This window comes from Paenibacillus campi (assembly GCF_034659835.1).
Lineage (GTDB): Bacteria > Bacillota > Bacilli > Paenibacillales > Paenibacillaceae > Saccharibacillus > Saccharibacillus campi.
The window spans coordinates 150,163-165,116 of sequence record NZ_JAXSQZ010000006.1; the positions used below are offsets into that span (position 1 = coordinate 150,163).

Below are 14,954 nucleotides of genomic sequence, written 5' to 3' on the forward strand. Positions count from 1 at the left end.
ACTCATATTAATCTCGGTCAATGTACTAAGTCTGCTCAAGTACGATTAACGTGTAAACGAATCCTGTGCATTATCCGCCAGCATATACATCATATTCGGAATCAACTCGAACAATGTCAAAATGCTCAGTAACATAAACAGCATAATCGACACATGAATCCGCCTATGCATCACCAGCACGGCAATATATTCACGAATAAAGGCACCGGGCAAATAATACGGCGCCGTATGCGTGCCGATTCCGTCGCCACGAATACCGGCAATCCGTGCATAAATGCCTGCGCGAAACAGATGAAAATTATTCGTAACAAACACACAGCGATACGAGCGTGCGCCCATAATATCATCCATAATGCTGCGCGAAAAACGCATATTTTGCATCGTATTAACCGAACGATCTTCCACAATAATATGATGATCCGGAATGTGATGTTGCAGCAAATACAGCCGCATCGCCGCACCTTCGGAAATCAGTTCATCCGCACCTTGCCCGCCGGAGACGATAAACACCGGTGCCTGTCCACGCAGCTTTTGCTGATGGTATAGCTTGATTCCGCCATCGAGTCGGCTGGCAAGCAGCGGCGGCACCCGATCACGAATGAGCCCGCTGCCAAGCACGATAATAAAATCGGTCATATACTGCGGCTTATACCGGTTATACAAAAACGACGATACGAGATAACAGACAAACAAAAAGCCAAAATATATCATATACAGCTCCAGCAGCAATACCGGCAACTGCACCCAGCGCACCGGCGGTGCTAATAATGTCAGCACCGGCACGACGATAATAGCAATCCCTGCCAGTGCAGGAATCGTATTACGCAACTTCCACCCTTCCCGTTTCAGCAAAATACGCCCGTTATACAACAGCCCGACACTGATCGCCAGCACCATGACCGGCAAAAGCGCAACCGCGATCAACAGCAGCAGCAAACTAGCATATTGCCAAAAACTATCCGGGCTACGCAGCATATAAATGGCAAAGGCAAACAGCAATAGTAGCAGCCCACTCGTCAAATAGACCCCATTTTGCAATCGCCTTCGATCTGCTGCATGGCTAAACGCAAACAACGCCAGCAACAGCAGTGCCGCACCTAGTATGTATACCCTCATCCTCCATCTCCTCCAGCTCATCATTCGATTGTCTCTTTATTGTATGTAAAACATCGATCTTTTGAAAAGACGTTGCCGTCTTACAGTAATGTAAGGTTACCGTAAGCCAAATCGATCCCCGTTGGCAGCGTGATCCGGTACGATGGGAATATGAACATGAACAGCAACTGTACAGCGATATTAGTTCTATAGTAACAGCAATAGCGGCTGAGTAGGCATATGTTTATTTCATTACAATCCGATGCATAGCAACCGGAGTGGACGCGATATGAACGTATCCGCTAGCTAGTAGACTGACCGCGTTAAATAAGTGGTTTGATCGTGCAGAACAGCGATGTTCTCCTGCTACGATTCCAGTGTATCTTTCAGAAGATGGAGTGAAGCAGACACTGAATGTAAGCTGGTCAGCCTACTAGAGCGCGTACGCAAACTATTGCGTTAGAGCATCTACCGCTGCGGTACGCAGCCTAAGAGTTTGCATATACGCTCTAGGTGCATCCTATTTGAAAGGACGATTATTTAAATGAAAAAGTGGATTTTAACGTTAAGCGCACTGATTGTGATCGCCACGGCGGTAGTCGGTTACGGGTTATATCACCTCATGTCTGAACGCAATCAAGTACAATTCAATCCGTTTATGCGTGAACAATATGCGTATGTGCAAATCGATAACAGCGCCGTCAAAACGGGTTCATTTGGAACGGTCGAATACACATTACCCGCTTGGCATGAAGATGGAACCATGCAGCAGACGACATTTACAAGCACGAAAAAATTACGCTCAGGCGCCTATATCCGCCTCGTCTCCAAAGGCGGTTATATTTTATCGTACAATGAGGTAAAACAAGCAGATTTACCTGCTACCGTAAGCGCTCATTTGCAAACAGCGAGCGGGCAGTAAACGGCAACACGATTGCAATCATTTGGATAAACTTTGCATAAACAGAGAGAGTCGAGCCGTTATAGCGCGGTATAGATACGATCTGGTTGTATGCAAAGGTTGAATACCCTGCCTTGTGAGCGATAGTAGCTGACATCCGCAGGGTATTTGCTTTCGTTTATTCGGATAACGGTTTAAGTATATGATACAACGTATAGCATTGGCATACGGTATGCCATCGATGTGTAGATCATATTGCGGCTGCTTGACGGCTGAAATCATGATGAACGTTTGAACATGCCGTCTAGTAGCTTGTCTCAAATTTATTCAGGGATGGCGTTCGTCTGAATGTTGCACGGTTCAAGCAGGGTTCAGACGGACGCAACTTTACATCTTCTTGAGACAAGTTACTACTAGCATGTATATACCAACTTATACGCGGCGATCTGCAAATCAGTTTACGAACATACAATAACAACAAACTGATTATACCGATATTTAAGCCGGATACAAGTCCAATCATCTTTTTATGCCCACAACGAATAGGAGCGGATCATCATGCAAACGATTATGATTGTCGAGGATGACCATAAAATTGCCGGTTTGCTGCAAGCTCAAATGGAACGCTATGGCTACCGGGTCGTATTAACGACTGATTTTGAACGGGTTATGGAGCAGTTTACAGCGATGCAGCCTGATCTGGTGCTGCTGGATGTGAATTTACCGAGCTATGACGGCTATTATTGGTGCCGTCAAATTCGCAATCACTCCATCTGTCCAGTGCTGTTTATTTCAGCGCGTGCCGGTGAGATGGATCAAATTATGGCGCTTGAAAACGGTGCAGACGACTACATTACAAAGCCGTTTGATTACGGGGTTGTGATGGCAAAAATTCGCAGCCAACTGCGGCGTGCTTATGGCGAATACGCCACCAGGCAGGAGGAACGAATCGTGCAAAAAGAAGCGCTGACGCTATATTCCGAACGGCTAGAGCTGACCTATGGCGAACAGCTCGTCGCGCTGACCAAAAAAGAAGCGGACATTATTGAAAGTCTAATGGAACGTTATCCGCGTGTCGCCAGCCGTGAAGCACTGCTGGAAAAGCTGTGGGATGACCAAACCTTTGTCGATGAAAATACGCTTAACGTCAACATTACCCGTGTGCGTAAAAAGCTGTACGAGCTAGGATTGCAGCAAGCAGTAGAAACGGTGCGAGGTATCGGCTACCGCCTACATTTGCCGGAATCGACGTCAGGACGTGAGCTGCTATGAAGCTATTTTGGCGTGAGCATAGGCTGTTGATCATAATGCAACTGGTCGTGCTGTTTGGCGTGCTCGGCATTTACTGGCTGGATGGGTATCATCATCTGCTGCCAGCGCTATATTCGGTATTTCTGGGCGCATTTCTGACCGCTGTTTATTTGGCATACCATTATGTAAGCCGGAGACGTTTTTACGCATTGCTTAGCAAACCACTACAAGTGCCGGAAGACGTGTTACAGCGCGATTTGACGCCAATTGGTGAAGCGCTGCAAGAGCTATTGCGCACGCAATATCGTTATTACCAGCAGCAACTGGATGCTAATCGACACGAGCAGCGCGAGCATCTGACGTTTATGGATCAATGGGTACATCAGATGAAAACGCCGTTATCAGTCATTGAATTGACCGTGCAGCAGGTGGACGAACCGGAATTTGCCAGCATTCGTGAGGAAGCCGAGCAAATGCGCGCCAATTTGAATATGGTGCTGTATATGGCACGCTTGCGCAATTTCCAGCACGATTTTCATGTCAAACCAGTCGTGCTGTCACAGTTAATTAGCGAAGTCGTACATGAGCAAAAGCGCTCCTTTATCCGCAGCGGCGTATACCCTGACGTACAGGAACAATCCGGACAAATCGTCGTTGAAACGGATGAAAAATGGCTCTTTTTCATGATCAGCCAACTGGTGAGCAATGCGGTAAAATATTCATCCGGCAGCGGAAAAAAAGTGCATCTCATTACCCGGATCGCTAATGATCACGCCATCATCGAAGTGCAAGATCACGGCGTCGGCATCCCGGCACATGATATCCGGCGCGTATTCGACCCTTTTTTCACCGGCGAAAACGGTCGCCATTTCCGCGAATCGACCGGCATGGGTCTGTATTTGACCAAAGAAGCAGCACAACGGCTTGATCATAAATTAGAACTAGAATCTACGCCTGGTGAAGGCACAACGGTACGGGTTTTGTTGCGGTCGTATCAGGTGAAGGCATAGAGGGATAGGCATGAGCGGTCAGAGAGTGATGCAGACATATCATCAATAAAAAGGTATGTCCTTGAGCGGCTCGCTGATGTTGTCTAACGGGTGATGGAGATATGTTATCAATACAAAGAGCAATCGAATTAACGATGACTCTTTGTATTGATTTTTATCTCAACAGGCTCATAGTGATCCAATAAGTGTCCTATATTGTTCACCATTTTAGATCAATATATTCTACGTCATCGGTATGTTTATATGCGTTCACTTTGGCGCCCATCACTTCAGATACAAAGCGAACCGGAACTATAACTCTAGGCGTGGTCAATTGCGGAGAATTAGGCAAAACTTTTTGCGCTCCATCCACATAGGCTACGTTACTACCTACTGTTAAAATAATGTCTTTTTTATCTTTGGAATGGATCGTAACCTGCTGTTTTGTTTTATCCCAGCTTACCGTCCCTCCAAGTGCTTCGGTTACAAAACGGATCGGTACATAAGCGGTTTGAGTCGCCCTGACAATATAAGCTTCATAATCTGTCTTTACATTCTCTCCATTTATGCTTAAGTGTACCCCCGAGCTATAGCAGGTATAGCAACCCAACTTGTCTGAATCGGGTTCGTGCATAGCATTGCACCAACTAGAACGAATAGCAAACCGATTTTTTTAGCATCGTCTTACTCCGTTCTGTTCATTTTATTTCATTCACCGAGAACACGTAGCTCTTAGCAGTTCCACTTTTAGTGTAATTGATTTTTCCGCCAATTCATATAAGTCCCAAAGCAACAAAAATTCGCGTATGCAAGCCCCCACCTTACATCACTGTAAGACAGATGAAAGGCAATTCGATAGTCCATCATCGGCAACCCTTCTATACTGTAGCTATACAGGTTCATACCGCAACAGCAACCCGCACGCAGCTTACAACAAAATATCGGATCAACGTATAGACAGTCAAAACCTGCAACGGTGATCACGCATACAGGGAGGTTTTTCAGCATGTTACAAGTACAGCATGTCAGTAAAATTTATGAAGGTAAAGTCGCATATAAGGCGCTAAGCGATATTCAGTTTACGATTGAGGACGGCGAATTTGTCGGCATTATGGGCCCGTCTGGTAGCGGCAAAACGACGCTGCTCAATCTGATCGCCACGATCGATCGTCCTACAACAGGCGAGATTTTGATCGGCGGACGCAATGTGAACCAATTACGCAAAAACGAGCTAGCTGAGTTTCGCCGCCGGGAACTTGGCTTTGTATTTCAAGACTTCAATCTGTTGAACACACTCACCATTGAAGAAAATATCGTGCTACCGCTCACACTCGACGGTCGTCCGGTCAGTGAAATGAAGCAAAAAGCCGCTGCCATCGCTGAACGACTCGGCATCAGCTCGATTATGAACAAACGCACGTACGAAATTTCCGGCGGACAGGCGCAACGAACCGCAATTGCGCGCGCGATGATTCATTCGCCACAATTGCTGCTTGCCGATGAGCCAACCGGCAATTTGGACTCCAAATCAGCACGTGATGTGATGGAGATGCTGGAACAATTAAACCATGAGCAAGGCAAAACGATGATGCTTGTCACCCATGATGCGGTCGCCGCCAGCTATTGTAGCCGCGTTATTTTTATCCGTGACGGACAGCTGTATAGCGAGATTCATCGCGGCGATAATCGGCAGGCATTTTTCCAAAAAATTATCGATACACTGTCTTTGTTAGGAGGGCATTCCAGTGACATTTCGTCAATTCGCGTTTAATAACGTGCTGCGCAACAAACGATTGTATGCCGCTTATTTTCTAAGCAGCATGTTTACGGTCATGATCTTTTTTACGTTTGCTGTATTTGCGTATCATCCGGCATTGAACGGGAACGATATACACGTGAACGCGCACAAAGCGTTGTCGACATCCAAATGGCTCATTTATACATTTTCATTCTTTTTTGTCCTCTATTCGATGAGCGCCTTTTTGAAAACACGCAAACGTGAATTCGGTCTGCTCATGTTGCAAGGCATGTCACCCGGTCAGCTAAAGCGGATGGTGTTTCTGGAAAATATATGGATCGGTGCTGGTGCAACGGTTGGCGGCATCCTAATCGGACTTGTGTTTGCCAAAGCGATTTTGCTCATTGGCGAAAATATTTTGGTGCTTGATGAACGGTTGAACTTTTACATCCCTTTGCAGGCAATTGTGATTACGGTAGTGTCGTTTCTACTGCTGTTTGTACTTATGTCGCTGTTTATCGCCGCCATTGTGCGCAGCGAATCGTTGATCTCACTCATCCGCAGCCAGCGCGCACCTAAAAGCGAGCCACGTGCTTCCGTCTGGCTCTCGCTGCTTGTGGTGATTCTGCTGGCGCTTAGCTATAGCTTGTCACTATCCATTACTACCGAAATGGCGGTGCAATTGCTGCTGCCGATTATTGTTATGGTCAGCATCGCCACCTATTTGCTGTTTACTCAACTGAGCGTGTATGTGATCGGCAGCCTGAAAAAACGCCCCTCTTTTTTCTGGCACCGTACGAATATGTTGCTGCTGTCCGATCTGTCGTATCGGATGAAAGATAATGCACGCACCTTTTTCCTAGTGGCGATGGTATCAACCATATCGTTTTGCGCGATCGGCACACTGTATGGCATGCAGACGCTGCTTGTGCACAATGGTGCGCCGTCTGCACAAACATATCCGATCACCTATATTTCACAAGCTGGCGATACCGAGCGCGATGCCCATGTGCAACAGATCAACCGGGCAATTCAAGCTGCGGGTATTCAGCCTCAACAACTGCAACTGACGCTGAACTACTATAAGCTACAACAAGATGAAACTGAACGCGTAATCATCAACGTCACCGCATTCAACCAAGCCAATGCTTTACTTGGCGGGACGCCGATCGGAGTACAAGGCAATCAAGCAGCAATCGCTATATCAAGCGACAACCGGCTGGAAGCGGCAAATCGATTAAAACAGCACGGCATCAGCCTATCCGGTGGAATTAAGCTGCAACCTGCCGAAACGGTCATTTCACAAGCGATTCCGGACAGCAGTGAAACGCTCATCGTCTCGGATGAACAGTATCAACGCCTCGGCTCGCCCGTTAAAGTTACCAAAGCGTACGTATGGCAAAGCGATGCCAGCAAAAAACAATGGATCACAGCCGCTGAACAAATTTTGACAAACGGTACGATCAAACAATACGACGAACATTACATGACAGACATCCCGATGTACACGCTCTATATCGTACAAAGTCTATACGGCATCTCATTATTCATCGGACTGTTCATCGGCATCGTCTTCTTCGTCTCAGCAGGCAGCTTTCTCTACTTCCGTCTCTACAGCGATCTGGACGAAGACAAACAAAAATTCCGCGCTATCGCCAAACTCGGCTTGACCGACCGCGAGCTAAATCGCGTGCTAACAAGGCAAATTGCGCTGCTGTTCTTCGCCCCTATTATCATCGCCCTGCTGCACGGCTCCATCGCACTAACGACACTCGCCCATCTGTTTAACGCCCAATTACTAACAGAATGCGCAACCGTGCTCGGCATTTTCTTTATGATCCAAGTCGTGTACTTCTTCATCGTACGCTTCTTCTATATCAAGCAGGTGCGTGAAGCATTGCAGTGAGCGCTGCAATACCGCTACGTGCTGCAATACAAAAAGGACGCCTGTCCTCCATACGGAGAACAGCGTCCTTTTTGCATATTAAGTGTGTACGCAAACTCACTCGCATACACGTCTTCATTCCACTATCGCTTCAAGCCCCTCCATCAACTGAAACCGAAGCACCAGCCGTCCCACCAGAATTACCTGCTCCTGTATTCACGTCTGCTCCCGCAGCCGCCCCGCGAAACTTCACATGAATCTGCACAATCTCAGACCGCGTACCAATGCGCAGCGGCGCCCCCCAGAAGCCGAAGCCGGAGGATACGATCGAATGTAGCTGCCCTTTGCGCAAATATCCCCAATCATTTTCAAAAATCCGCTTCGTCACTAGCGAGAACGGTGCCATCTGCCCGCGATGCGTATGCCCGGATAACACCAGATCAGTGCCCAGCTTCTGCTCTGCATCCAGCTCATACGGCTGATGATCAAGTACGATGACCGGATGCGTGTGATCGACTTCGTCCAGCAGCTTGCCCAGTTCGGTACGTGGTCGATCGCTATAATCGCGACGTCCGACGAGCGTAATGCCATTATCGAGTACGACCGATTCATCATATAACACATGCAAATTGCTTTTATTCAACACATCGACCAAATCCACACCTTGTTCAAAACGATCATGATTGCCGAGTGAAGAATATACCGGTGCCTGAAATCCTTTTAAAATGTTCGGAATATCGGTCTTTGTATAATACAGTAAATTATCGTCGATAATATCGCCTGGCAGCAAAATCAGATCAGGTTTTAATGCATTGACCCCTTCCACCAGACGGCGAGCATGACTTTCATTGGACAGCGCGCCAAAATGCATATCCGACGCCATCACAATATTCAGTTCCGACTTGCCGGTAACCGGCTTATCGATCTCGATCGCATACGAGCGTACGACCGGGCTGTAAGCGTTATATGCACCTATACATACGGTCAAAATAAGTCCTGCCAGCGTCAACCAACCTGCCCAGATGACAGCGGTTGTCATCGATAACGGCGACCAGCGCAGCAGCCATAAGATGAGGTTCATCACCGGCAACCATAATACCGAGAAATACACTAACGCGATCCAGACCGCGCCGATCCATTTGAAGGCGCTAATTTCACTCTGCCAAAAACCGAGAAACAGCGCATATGCCAAAATCAGCAGCACGATCACCCACACATAACGTGGTAACATCTGCTGTGGAAACATCGTAGCGAGCCATACCCAACCGTTCCAGCCGATGTACAAGATGAGCAGATGATACACTATCAGTATTGCAATCCCTATCCACAAAGTCGGTATCCCCTATTCCATCATATTCTGACATACGAATAGTATGCCACTGACTGTATTATTTCAATCTTCATTCAGTATATAACTTCAATCATCGATTTACAAAACGTAACGTGTATAAATATAGTAACAACTAGCAAAAAGCTGCTGCCTGTATAATACAGACAGCAGCTTTGGCATCGCCTTAATTTTAAAGTGTACGGTAAGCGGCTATACGGCTGACGATGTGTACAGAAGTACGCACAGCAACAGCAGCAACTACGTGGCGAGCCGCCAATCCTTTATAGCGCTAACCGATCCTAGTTACGATGACGAGCAGCCAATCGCTCATGCTGCTTGTTTCCAGCTTCGATCAAGGTGTGCCTGTGCTGTGGAGGGGTAGCGACTCGTTCAAGTCTAGTACATTGACCGCGATTAATTTGCGTTTTCAAACTCGATCAATCTCTTATTTACAAACAATTTAATGCACATTCAAAATTTGAATTTAACTTGGTCAGCATACTAGTAGGCTGTCTCAAATGGAAATTGTGTTTGAACGCACCTTAACCGATTCATCATCAAGCAATGGTTAGATCGACAAACCGTAAATATATTTGAGACAATCCACTAGTACACACAGCTGCCATTATGTTTTGCCGCAGTGGTGGCTATCCGAACATACTACGTGTACGCATACATGCCCTGGTCATCAGCCGTATTCATTACTGACCCGGCTTAATCTCCAACAGTTCATAATGGAATGTGCCCATCGGTGCTTCAAAGGCGATTTTATCTCCCGCCTGATGCCCCATCAGCGCTTTGCCAAGCGGACTTTCGTATGACAACTTGTTGTTGGCAAGGTCCGCTTCCGCAGGACCAACGAGCTGATATTCGATCACTTCGTCAAATTCAATATCTTTCAGCACCGCGATCGAGCCGATGCTCACCTTCGAGGTGTCCATTTGCTCCGCACTGATGACGCGCGAATTACGCAGCATCCGCTCCAACGTCAAAATACGTGTTTCCATAAACGCTTGATCTTCTTTGGCGGAGTGATATTCACTATTTTCTTTCAAATCGCCATAGCTGATCGCTGTTTTTAGACGTGCCGCCAGCTCTTTACGGCGTGGACCTTTCAGCTCTTTTAGCTCATCTTCAAGCTTGGCGAGCCCTTCCGGGGTCAAAATAACTTCTTCATTTTCGTTTGCCATTTACTCTCAACTCCTTATTTTGTATTATACCTTACCTGGCGCTATTTGCCCCGCTTCACGGCAAATTAAATGATGCGATTGGAAAAGGGACATGTCGTATAATTGCTTTCCTCGAAAAATGTACTCATTTTTACACGAAAATATCATCTTTTTCCAATTTTTTCGATTGCGTATATGCACATTATATTATATCGTAATGGTTCGCCTACTTACCAAACGTGTAAGTACATTGCAATAAGCAACTTACAAGGTACGGTAGTGGGCAGTGTTATGGACAGCAGAAGGAAGACGCTCACGACTCCTTTCCACTGCTCCGGACATGACCATTTCAAGGAGGTATAACGTAACGTGTCCAATCCAACAAAACAAGAGATCGTCGATAGTGTGCCTCAGCATGGATTTTTCGGACATCCACGCGGACTGTTCACACTCTTTTTCACGGAGTTCTGGGAGCGCTTTTCTTATTATGGCATGAGAGCGATTCTGATCTACTACATGTATTACGAGGTGAGTAAAGGTGGGCTTGGTCTCGATCAGACGATGGCAACTGCCATTATGTCTATCTATGGCTCGCTCGTTTACATGTCCGGCATTATCGGCGGTTGGCTAGCTGACCGTGTGCTCGGGCCATCGCGCTCCGTCTTTTATGGCGGCATATTGATTATGTTCGGTCATATTGTACTTGCTTTCCCCGGTGGAGCGGCGATGCTGTTCACTTCGATGGGGCTAATCGTGCTCGGCACCGGTCTGCTGAAGCCTAACGTCTCGACGATCGTTGGCGAGATGTACAGCGAAGCAGATGCGCGCCGTGATTCCGGCTTTAGCATTTTTTATATGGGCATTAACTTAGGTGGCTTTATCGCACCGCTTATCGTCGGTACGGTTGGCACCGAGTACAATTTCCATCTTGGCTTTGGGCTGGCGGCGATCGGGATGTTGATCGGCTTGATCGTGTTTATGATTACCCGTAAGCGCAGTCTCGGTCTTGCCGGTATGATCGTTCCGAATCCGATGAGCACACAAGAACAGCGCAAAGTAGCCAAACTCATCGGTATCGGTGCGATTGTCGTAGCGATTCTGTTGGCGCTGGCGATCACGTTCGGCTGGCTGACGCTGGAAACGTTCGTGCTCGTCGTAGCGGTGCTTGGGGTATTGATCCCGATCTGCTATTTTGTCGTCATGTATCGCAGTCCGAAAACGAACGATGTAGAGCGTTCGCGTCTGACCGCCTATATCCCACTGTTTATCGCAGCGGTTATGTTCTGGGCGATTCAGGAGCAGACATCGACCGTATTGGCACTGTTTGCGGATCAGCGTACCCAGCTACAATATATGGGCATCAACATTTCGCCAACCTGGTTTCAGTCGCTTAATCCGCTGTTTATTATTGTGCTGGCGCCGGTCTTCGCCTGGATTTGGATGAAACTGGGCGATCGCCAGCCGTCTATTCCGCGCAAGTTTGCGATCGGTATTTTGTTTGCCGGGTTATCGTTCCTCGTCATTTTGCTGCCTGTTTATTTTAGCGGTGAACATGAACTCGTTAGCCCGCTCTGGCTCGTACTCAGTTATTTTATTATCGTACTTGGTGAGCTATGTTTGTCGCCGGTCGGTCTGTCCGCCACGACCAAACTTGCGCCAGCCGCCTTTTCCGCCCAAACGATGAGTTTATGGTTTCTGTCCAATGCAGCGGCACAAGCGATTAATGCCGTGTTGACGACGCTGTACAATAAAGAGACTGAACTGCTTTATTTTGGTGCAATCGGCGGTGTCTCGATCGTGCTCGGTATTATTTTGTTCGTAATGGGTCCGAAAATTCAGAGCTATATGAAAGGCATCAAATAACACTGCCTGCTAGCGAGAAGTAAAACTAGTGGACAGGCTACAGCAAACGTATACTATCGCCATGCCCAGCGGATCAAACATTCCAAAGTTATCCAAGCTGGACACACACATTCCATATAAAAACCGAGGCTAGTCGACCGCTGTATAGAGCGATCGATCCGCCTCGGTTTTTCTCTAGCTTATGACTGTAGACGTGCCCATCCGTACAGCGCGTATATCGCACTCCGACAAACAGCGTATGTTAACGGCGGTAAAGGCGAATGTTGTATAACAAACATAAATTTATTCCGTGATGGAGATGTGCTGTTCGTAAGATGGAGTGGATCAAACTTCACCCTGTTCCTATTCCAAATCGCTCCGTTATAGCACTCAGTTAAATCGCTTCGTCTTATACCAGCTCGACTTACGTCCGGTCATAATATCGACCATCAGCGAGTAAAACGCTTTGATCGAGATGATTAGGAACAACTGCGCGTACGTAAAATACGAAATACAGGCGAGCACAAAGTTCATCGTATTGCTCTGCCCGATATCCGAGGCGAGCGCCAGATTGATTTGTAGCACATAAATGTAATACATAAGCGCCCATGAAATGACGAGATACACGTACACATCCCCGGCAAACTGGAACGGTGAGAGCACATGCGGATCGAATAGCGCAATAATCTGGTACACGATATTCGCTACAAAAATAATATCCGAAATAATGATCGCGACCATAAACCAAAAATAGCTAGCTGCATAATATAGCACCTGAATTTTGATGCGCCAACTGGAATTGTTAAACAGATGATGAATATTGTCCAAAATAACGCGGTAATTGCCTTTTGACCAGCGTTGCCGCTGACTCATATAAACGCTTAGTTGCTCTGGTTCCTGTTGATACGCTTCCGCCTGCGGAGCGAGTGCGATCAATTGCCCACGCGTCAAAATATCAAACGTAATCGCCGTGTCCTCGGTAATCGCATCCGGGTCCCAGCCGCCGATATCGCGGATGAGCGCGGTTTTGACGATAAAATTTGTGCCTGGAATCGTCCCGACTTTGAACAGCTCCCATAGTCCGGTATGGTGCACACGCTGGATCGTCACCAGCTCCAAATTAATGCAGCGCGAAAGGAAATTTTGCCCACGGTTACGCGCTTTGTTGCGTCCGAACACAGCGCCGTATTTGTCCGGCTCCTCCAATGCCTTTTGCATTAGAAACATCAACGCATTGCGCTCTGGTGCAGCATCCGCGTCATAGACGAGAATCCACTCGCCCTTCGTAATTTTGAGCGCTTCATTCAATGCGCCGGACTTGCCGCCAGTTCCGGTACGCTCAATAATCGTAAAGTCGCGCCCGGCAAATTCCGGTCTTTCTTTTAAGCGATATAATGATTCCGCCGTGCCATCACTGCAATTGTCGGCAATGACGATCACCTGCACTTTATGCGACGGATAGTTCAGGCTCAAAATATGCTCGGTCGTAATGCCGACTACAACTTCTTCATTATGAGCTGGCACCATCACAGTAACAGTTGGATAGTCGTCCATACTTTCCGGAAACACAATGCCTGCTTTATTTTGACGCGACAAAAAGCGAATCGCTCCCGCCATAATGATGATCGCTTCCAGCACGGCGATCCAGATGCTAATGATCGAAAAAATTAGAATGCCATCCGCCATCGTATTACCCCCGCCCTCGATTGTATTTACGATTCACATGGCTACGAAACCGAAGCGTCGCAATCGTCAATAGCGTAATGGCGATAAAAAATAGGATGCTGACTGCCGTACATAATGGGATAAACCATTCGGTGTAAGTCATACTTCATCTTCTCCTACATGTATGATACCGATCAAATGTATTCACCGATCAGATCGGTTTCCGTATTCCGTTCCAAGGCAGCGATCACAGAATCGAGGCTTTCATACTTTTCAAATTGATCCTTTTGAAACACGAGCGCACCAGAGCGAATGACCAGTTGCAGTTCCCGCCCCCTCGCATCGGGGAAATGCACATTCATCATCGCATCACGAATACGCCGGGTGAGTGGCTGCAAATAATCTTTGTTCGTCATCGGACAAATAATAATAAAGCGACCATTGTCGATCGAAAATTTATAATCTTCAAACCGAAGCTGTTTCTGAATCGTATCGGACAATTCAAGCAGCAGGCGCGCATAACCTGCCGATCCGACCGATTCCTGCACAAGCGGCAAAAACTCAATTTTGAACATCGCCATACAAAAGCTGTATTCATCCGCATAACGACGCGCCAGATTGGAATGCTTGATCAGCGCTTCATTCAGCGCCTCCCGGTTGCCTAGCGTCGTATCCACATCGACCTGCGGTGTGATCCGATGCAGCTCCTCTAGCCGCTCATACAGCCTGCGCGTATCGATCAGGCTGTATTTGACGACTAGCGCCAACAATGTGTTCGCCGGGATCAAAAATATATTAAAAAAGACGACCGTATTCAGCGGTGCAATCGTCACCATCCATACAAAATACGTCACAAAAAAGATATAGATTAGTACGACAGACACGCCTCGCGGCAGCCAAAAGCCGATGATTAGACCTAGCAATGAGCCGAGCATCACAAGCAGCTCGGTCACGCCGAAGCTTTGCTGCATAGCAACATGCCAGAACAAAATCAATTGTTCGAGGATGGCAACTACAATAAGCAACGTGTATCCGATCATCGTACGCCGAATCGGTATACGTTTTTTCATTTTTCCGCTTCCTTTATCC

At 47.2% G+C, this 14,954-nt stretch carries 13 protein-coding genes; 6 read left to right on the plus strand and 7 right to left on the minus strand.

All coding sequences use genetic code 11. From position 1 onward, the window contains the following. Window positions 1-45: 45 nt before the first annotated feature. Window positions 46-1,116: a YdcF family protein gene (locus tag U1I11_RS15335; RefSeq protein WP_322907019.1), complete on the minus strand. Its 1,071-nt coding sequence runs from the start codon at window positions 1,114-1,116 to the stop codon at window positions 46-48. A gap of 523 nt (window positions 1,117-1,639) precedes the next feature. Between U1I11_RS15335 and U1I11_RS15340 the strand changes: the two genes are divergently transcribed. The 3 genes from U1I11_RS15340 (at window position 1,640) to U1I11_RS15350 (ending at window position 4,257) form a co-directional block, all read left to right on the plus strand. Next, a complete protein-coding gene (locus U1I11_RS15340) occupies window positions 1,640-2,017 on the plus strand; it encodes a YxeA family protein (protein ID WP_322907020.1) in 378 nt (125 codons plus the stop codon). A gap of 537 nt (window positions 2,018-2,554) precedes the next feature. Next, window positions 2,555-3,268, plus strand: a complete 714-nt coding sequence (locus U1I11_RS15345) for a response regulator transcription factor (RefSeq protein WP_322907021.1) — start codon at window positions 2,555-2,557, stop codon at window positions 3,266-3,268. Further along, on the plus strand, window positions 3,265-4,257 hold the full coding sequence (locus U1I11_RS15350; protein ID WP_322907022.1) for a sensor histidine kinase: 993 nt from the start codon (window positions 3,265-3,267) through the stop codon (window positions 4,255-4,257). Before U1I11_RS15345 ends, U1I11_RS15350 begins: the two co-directional genes overlap by 4 nt. A gap of 199 nt (window positions 4,258-4,456) precedes the next feature. On the opposite strand, the gene U1I11_RS15355 is transcribed toward U1I11_RS15350, so the two are convergent. Continuing rightward, the gene (locus U1I11_RS15355; protein WP_322907023.1) at window positions 4,457-4,870 is read right to left on the minus strand and encodes a copper amine oxidase N-terminal domain-containing protein; all 414 of its coding nucleotides are present in this window, start codon (window positions 4,868-4,870) and stop codon (window positions 4,457-4,459) included. A gap of 372 nt (window positions 4,871-5,242) precedes the next feature. Between U1I11_RS15355 and U1I11_RS15360 the strand changes: the two genes are divergently transcribed. Both U1I11_RS15360 and U1I11_RS15365 read left to right on the plus strand, forming a co-directional pair. Then, window positions 5,243-6,007, plus strand: coding sequence for an ABC transporter ATP-binding protein (locus tag U1I11_RS15360; protein ID WP_322907024.1), 765 nt, complete (start codon window positions 5,243-5,245; stop codon window positions 6,005-6,007). Further along, window positions 5,982-7,880: an ABC transporter permease gene (locus U1I11_RS15365; RefSeq protein ID WP_322907025.1), complete on the plus strand. Its 1,899-nt coding sequence runs from the start codon at window positions 5,982-5,984 to the stop codon at window positions 7,878-7,880. The genes U1I11_RS15360 and U1I11_RS15365 overlap by 26 nt, the downstream gene beginning before the upstream one ends. A 130-nt stretch (window positions 7,881-8,010) precedes the next feature. On the opposite strand, the gene U1I11_RS15370 is transcribed toward U1I11_RS15365, so the two are convergent. Both U1I11_RS15370 and greA read right to left on the minus strand, forming a co-directional pair. Beyond that, the gene (locus U1I11_RS15370) at window positions 8,011-9,189 is read right to left on the minus strand and encodes a metallophosphoesterase (protein ID WP_322907026.1); all 1,179 of its coding nucleotides are present in this window, start codon (window positions 9,187-9,189) and stop codon (window positions 8,011-8,013) included. Between the two features lie 701 nt (window positions 9,190-9,890). Next, window positions 9,891-10,379, minus strand: a complete 489-nt coding sequence (gene greA / locus U1I11_RS15375; protein WP_322907027.1) for a transcription elongation factor GreA — start codon at window positions 10,377-10,379, stop codon at window positions 9,891-9,893. A 348-nt stretch (window positions 10,380-10,727) separates the two neighbouring features. Between greA and U1I11_RS15380 the strand changes: the two genes are divergently transcribed. Next, window positions 10,728-12,221 (plus strand): peptide MFS transporter, encoded by a 1,494-nt coding sequence (locus U1I11_RS15380; protein ID WP_322907028.1) that lies wholly within the window; start codon window positions 10,728-10,730, stop codon window positions 12,219-12,221. Window positions 12,222-12,590: 369 nt separating this feature from the next. Here the strand turns inward: U1I11_RS15380 and U1I11_RS15385 are convergent, their stop codons facing one another. The 3 genes from U1I11_RS15385 to U1I11_RS15395 are packed head-to-tail and all read right to left on the minus strand — an operon-like array spanning window position 12,591 to window position 14,935. Beyond that, entirely contained in the window at window positions 12,591-13,886 is a 1,296-nt protein-coding gene (locus U1I11_RS15385; RefSeq protein ID WP_322907029.1) for a glycosyltransferase family 2 protein, read from the minus strand. A gap of 4 nt (window positions 13,887-13,890) precedes the next feature. After that, window positions 13,891-14,028, minus strand: coding sequence for a hypothetical protein (locus U1I11_RS15390; RefSeq protein ID WP_322907030.1), 138 nt, complete (start codon window positions 14,026-14,028; stop codon window positions 13,891-13,893). 31 nt (window positions 14,029-14,059) lie between these two features. After that, window positions 14,060-14,935 carry a GGDEF domain-containing protein gene (locus U1I11_RS15395; protein WP_322907031.1) on the minus strand — a complete coding sequence of 292 codons (876 nt, stop codon included), beginning with the start codon at window positions 14,933-14,935 and terminating at the stop codon, window positions 14,060-14,062. Window positions 14,936-14,954 lie beyond the last annotated feature (19 nt).

What these genes read in the sequence shown, in the direction of transcription:
- U1I11_RS15335 (WP_322907019.1), bottom strand. Translation starts at nt 1,116, where the DNA reads ATGAGGGTATACATACTAGGTGCGGCACTGCTGTTGCTGGCGTTGTTT.
- U1I11_RS15340 (WP_322907020.1), top strand. Translation starts at nt 1,640, where the DNA reads ATGAAAAAGTGGATTTTAACGTTAAGCGCACTGATTGTGATCGCCACG.
- U1I11_RS15345 (WP_322907021.1), top strand. Translation starts at nt 2,555, where the DNA reads ATGCAAACGATTATGATTGTCGAGGATGACCATAAAATTGCCGGTTTG.
- U1I11_RS15350 (WP_322907022.1), top strand. Translation starts at nt 3,265, where the DNA reads ATGAAGCTATTTTGGCGTGAGCATAGGCTGTTGATCATAATGCAACTG.
- U1I11_RS15355 (WP_322907023.1), bottom strand. Translation starts at nt 4,870, where the DNA reads ATGCACGAACCCGATTCAGACAAGTTGGGTTGCTATACCTGCTATAGC.
- U1I11_RS15360 (WP_322907024.1), top strand. Translation starts at nt 5,243, where the DNA reads ATGTTACAAGTACAGCATGTCAGTAAAATTTATGAAGGTAAAGTCGCA.
- greA (WP_322907027.1), bottom strand. Translation starts at nt 10,379, where the DNA reads ATGGCAAACGAAAATGAAGAAGTTATTTTGACCCCGGAAGGGCTCGCC.
- U1I11_RS15385 (WP_322907029.1), bottom strand. Translation starts at nt 13,886, where the DNA reads ATGGCGGATGGCATTCTAATTTTTTCGATCATTAGCATCTGGATCGCC.
- U1I11_RS15390 (WP_322907030.1), bottom strand. Translation starts at nt 14,028, where the DNA reads ATGACTTACACCGAATGGTTTATCCCATTATGTACGGCAGTCAGCATC.
- U1I11_RS15395 (WP_322907031.1), bottom strand. Translation starts at nt 14,935, where the DNA reads ATGAAAAAACGTATACCGATTCGGCGTACGATGATCGGATACACGTTG.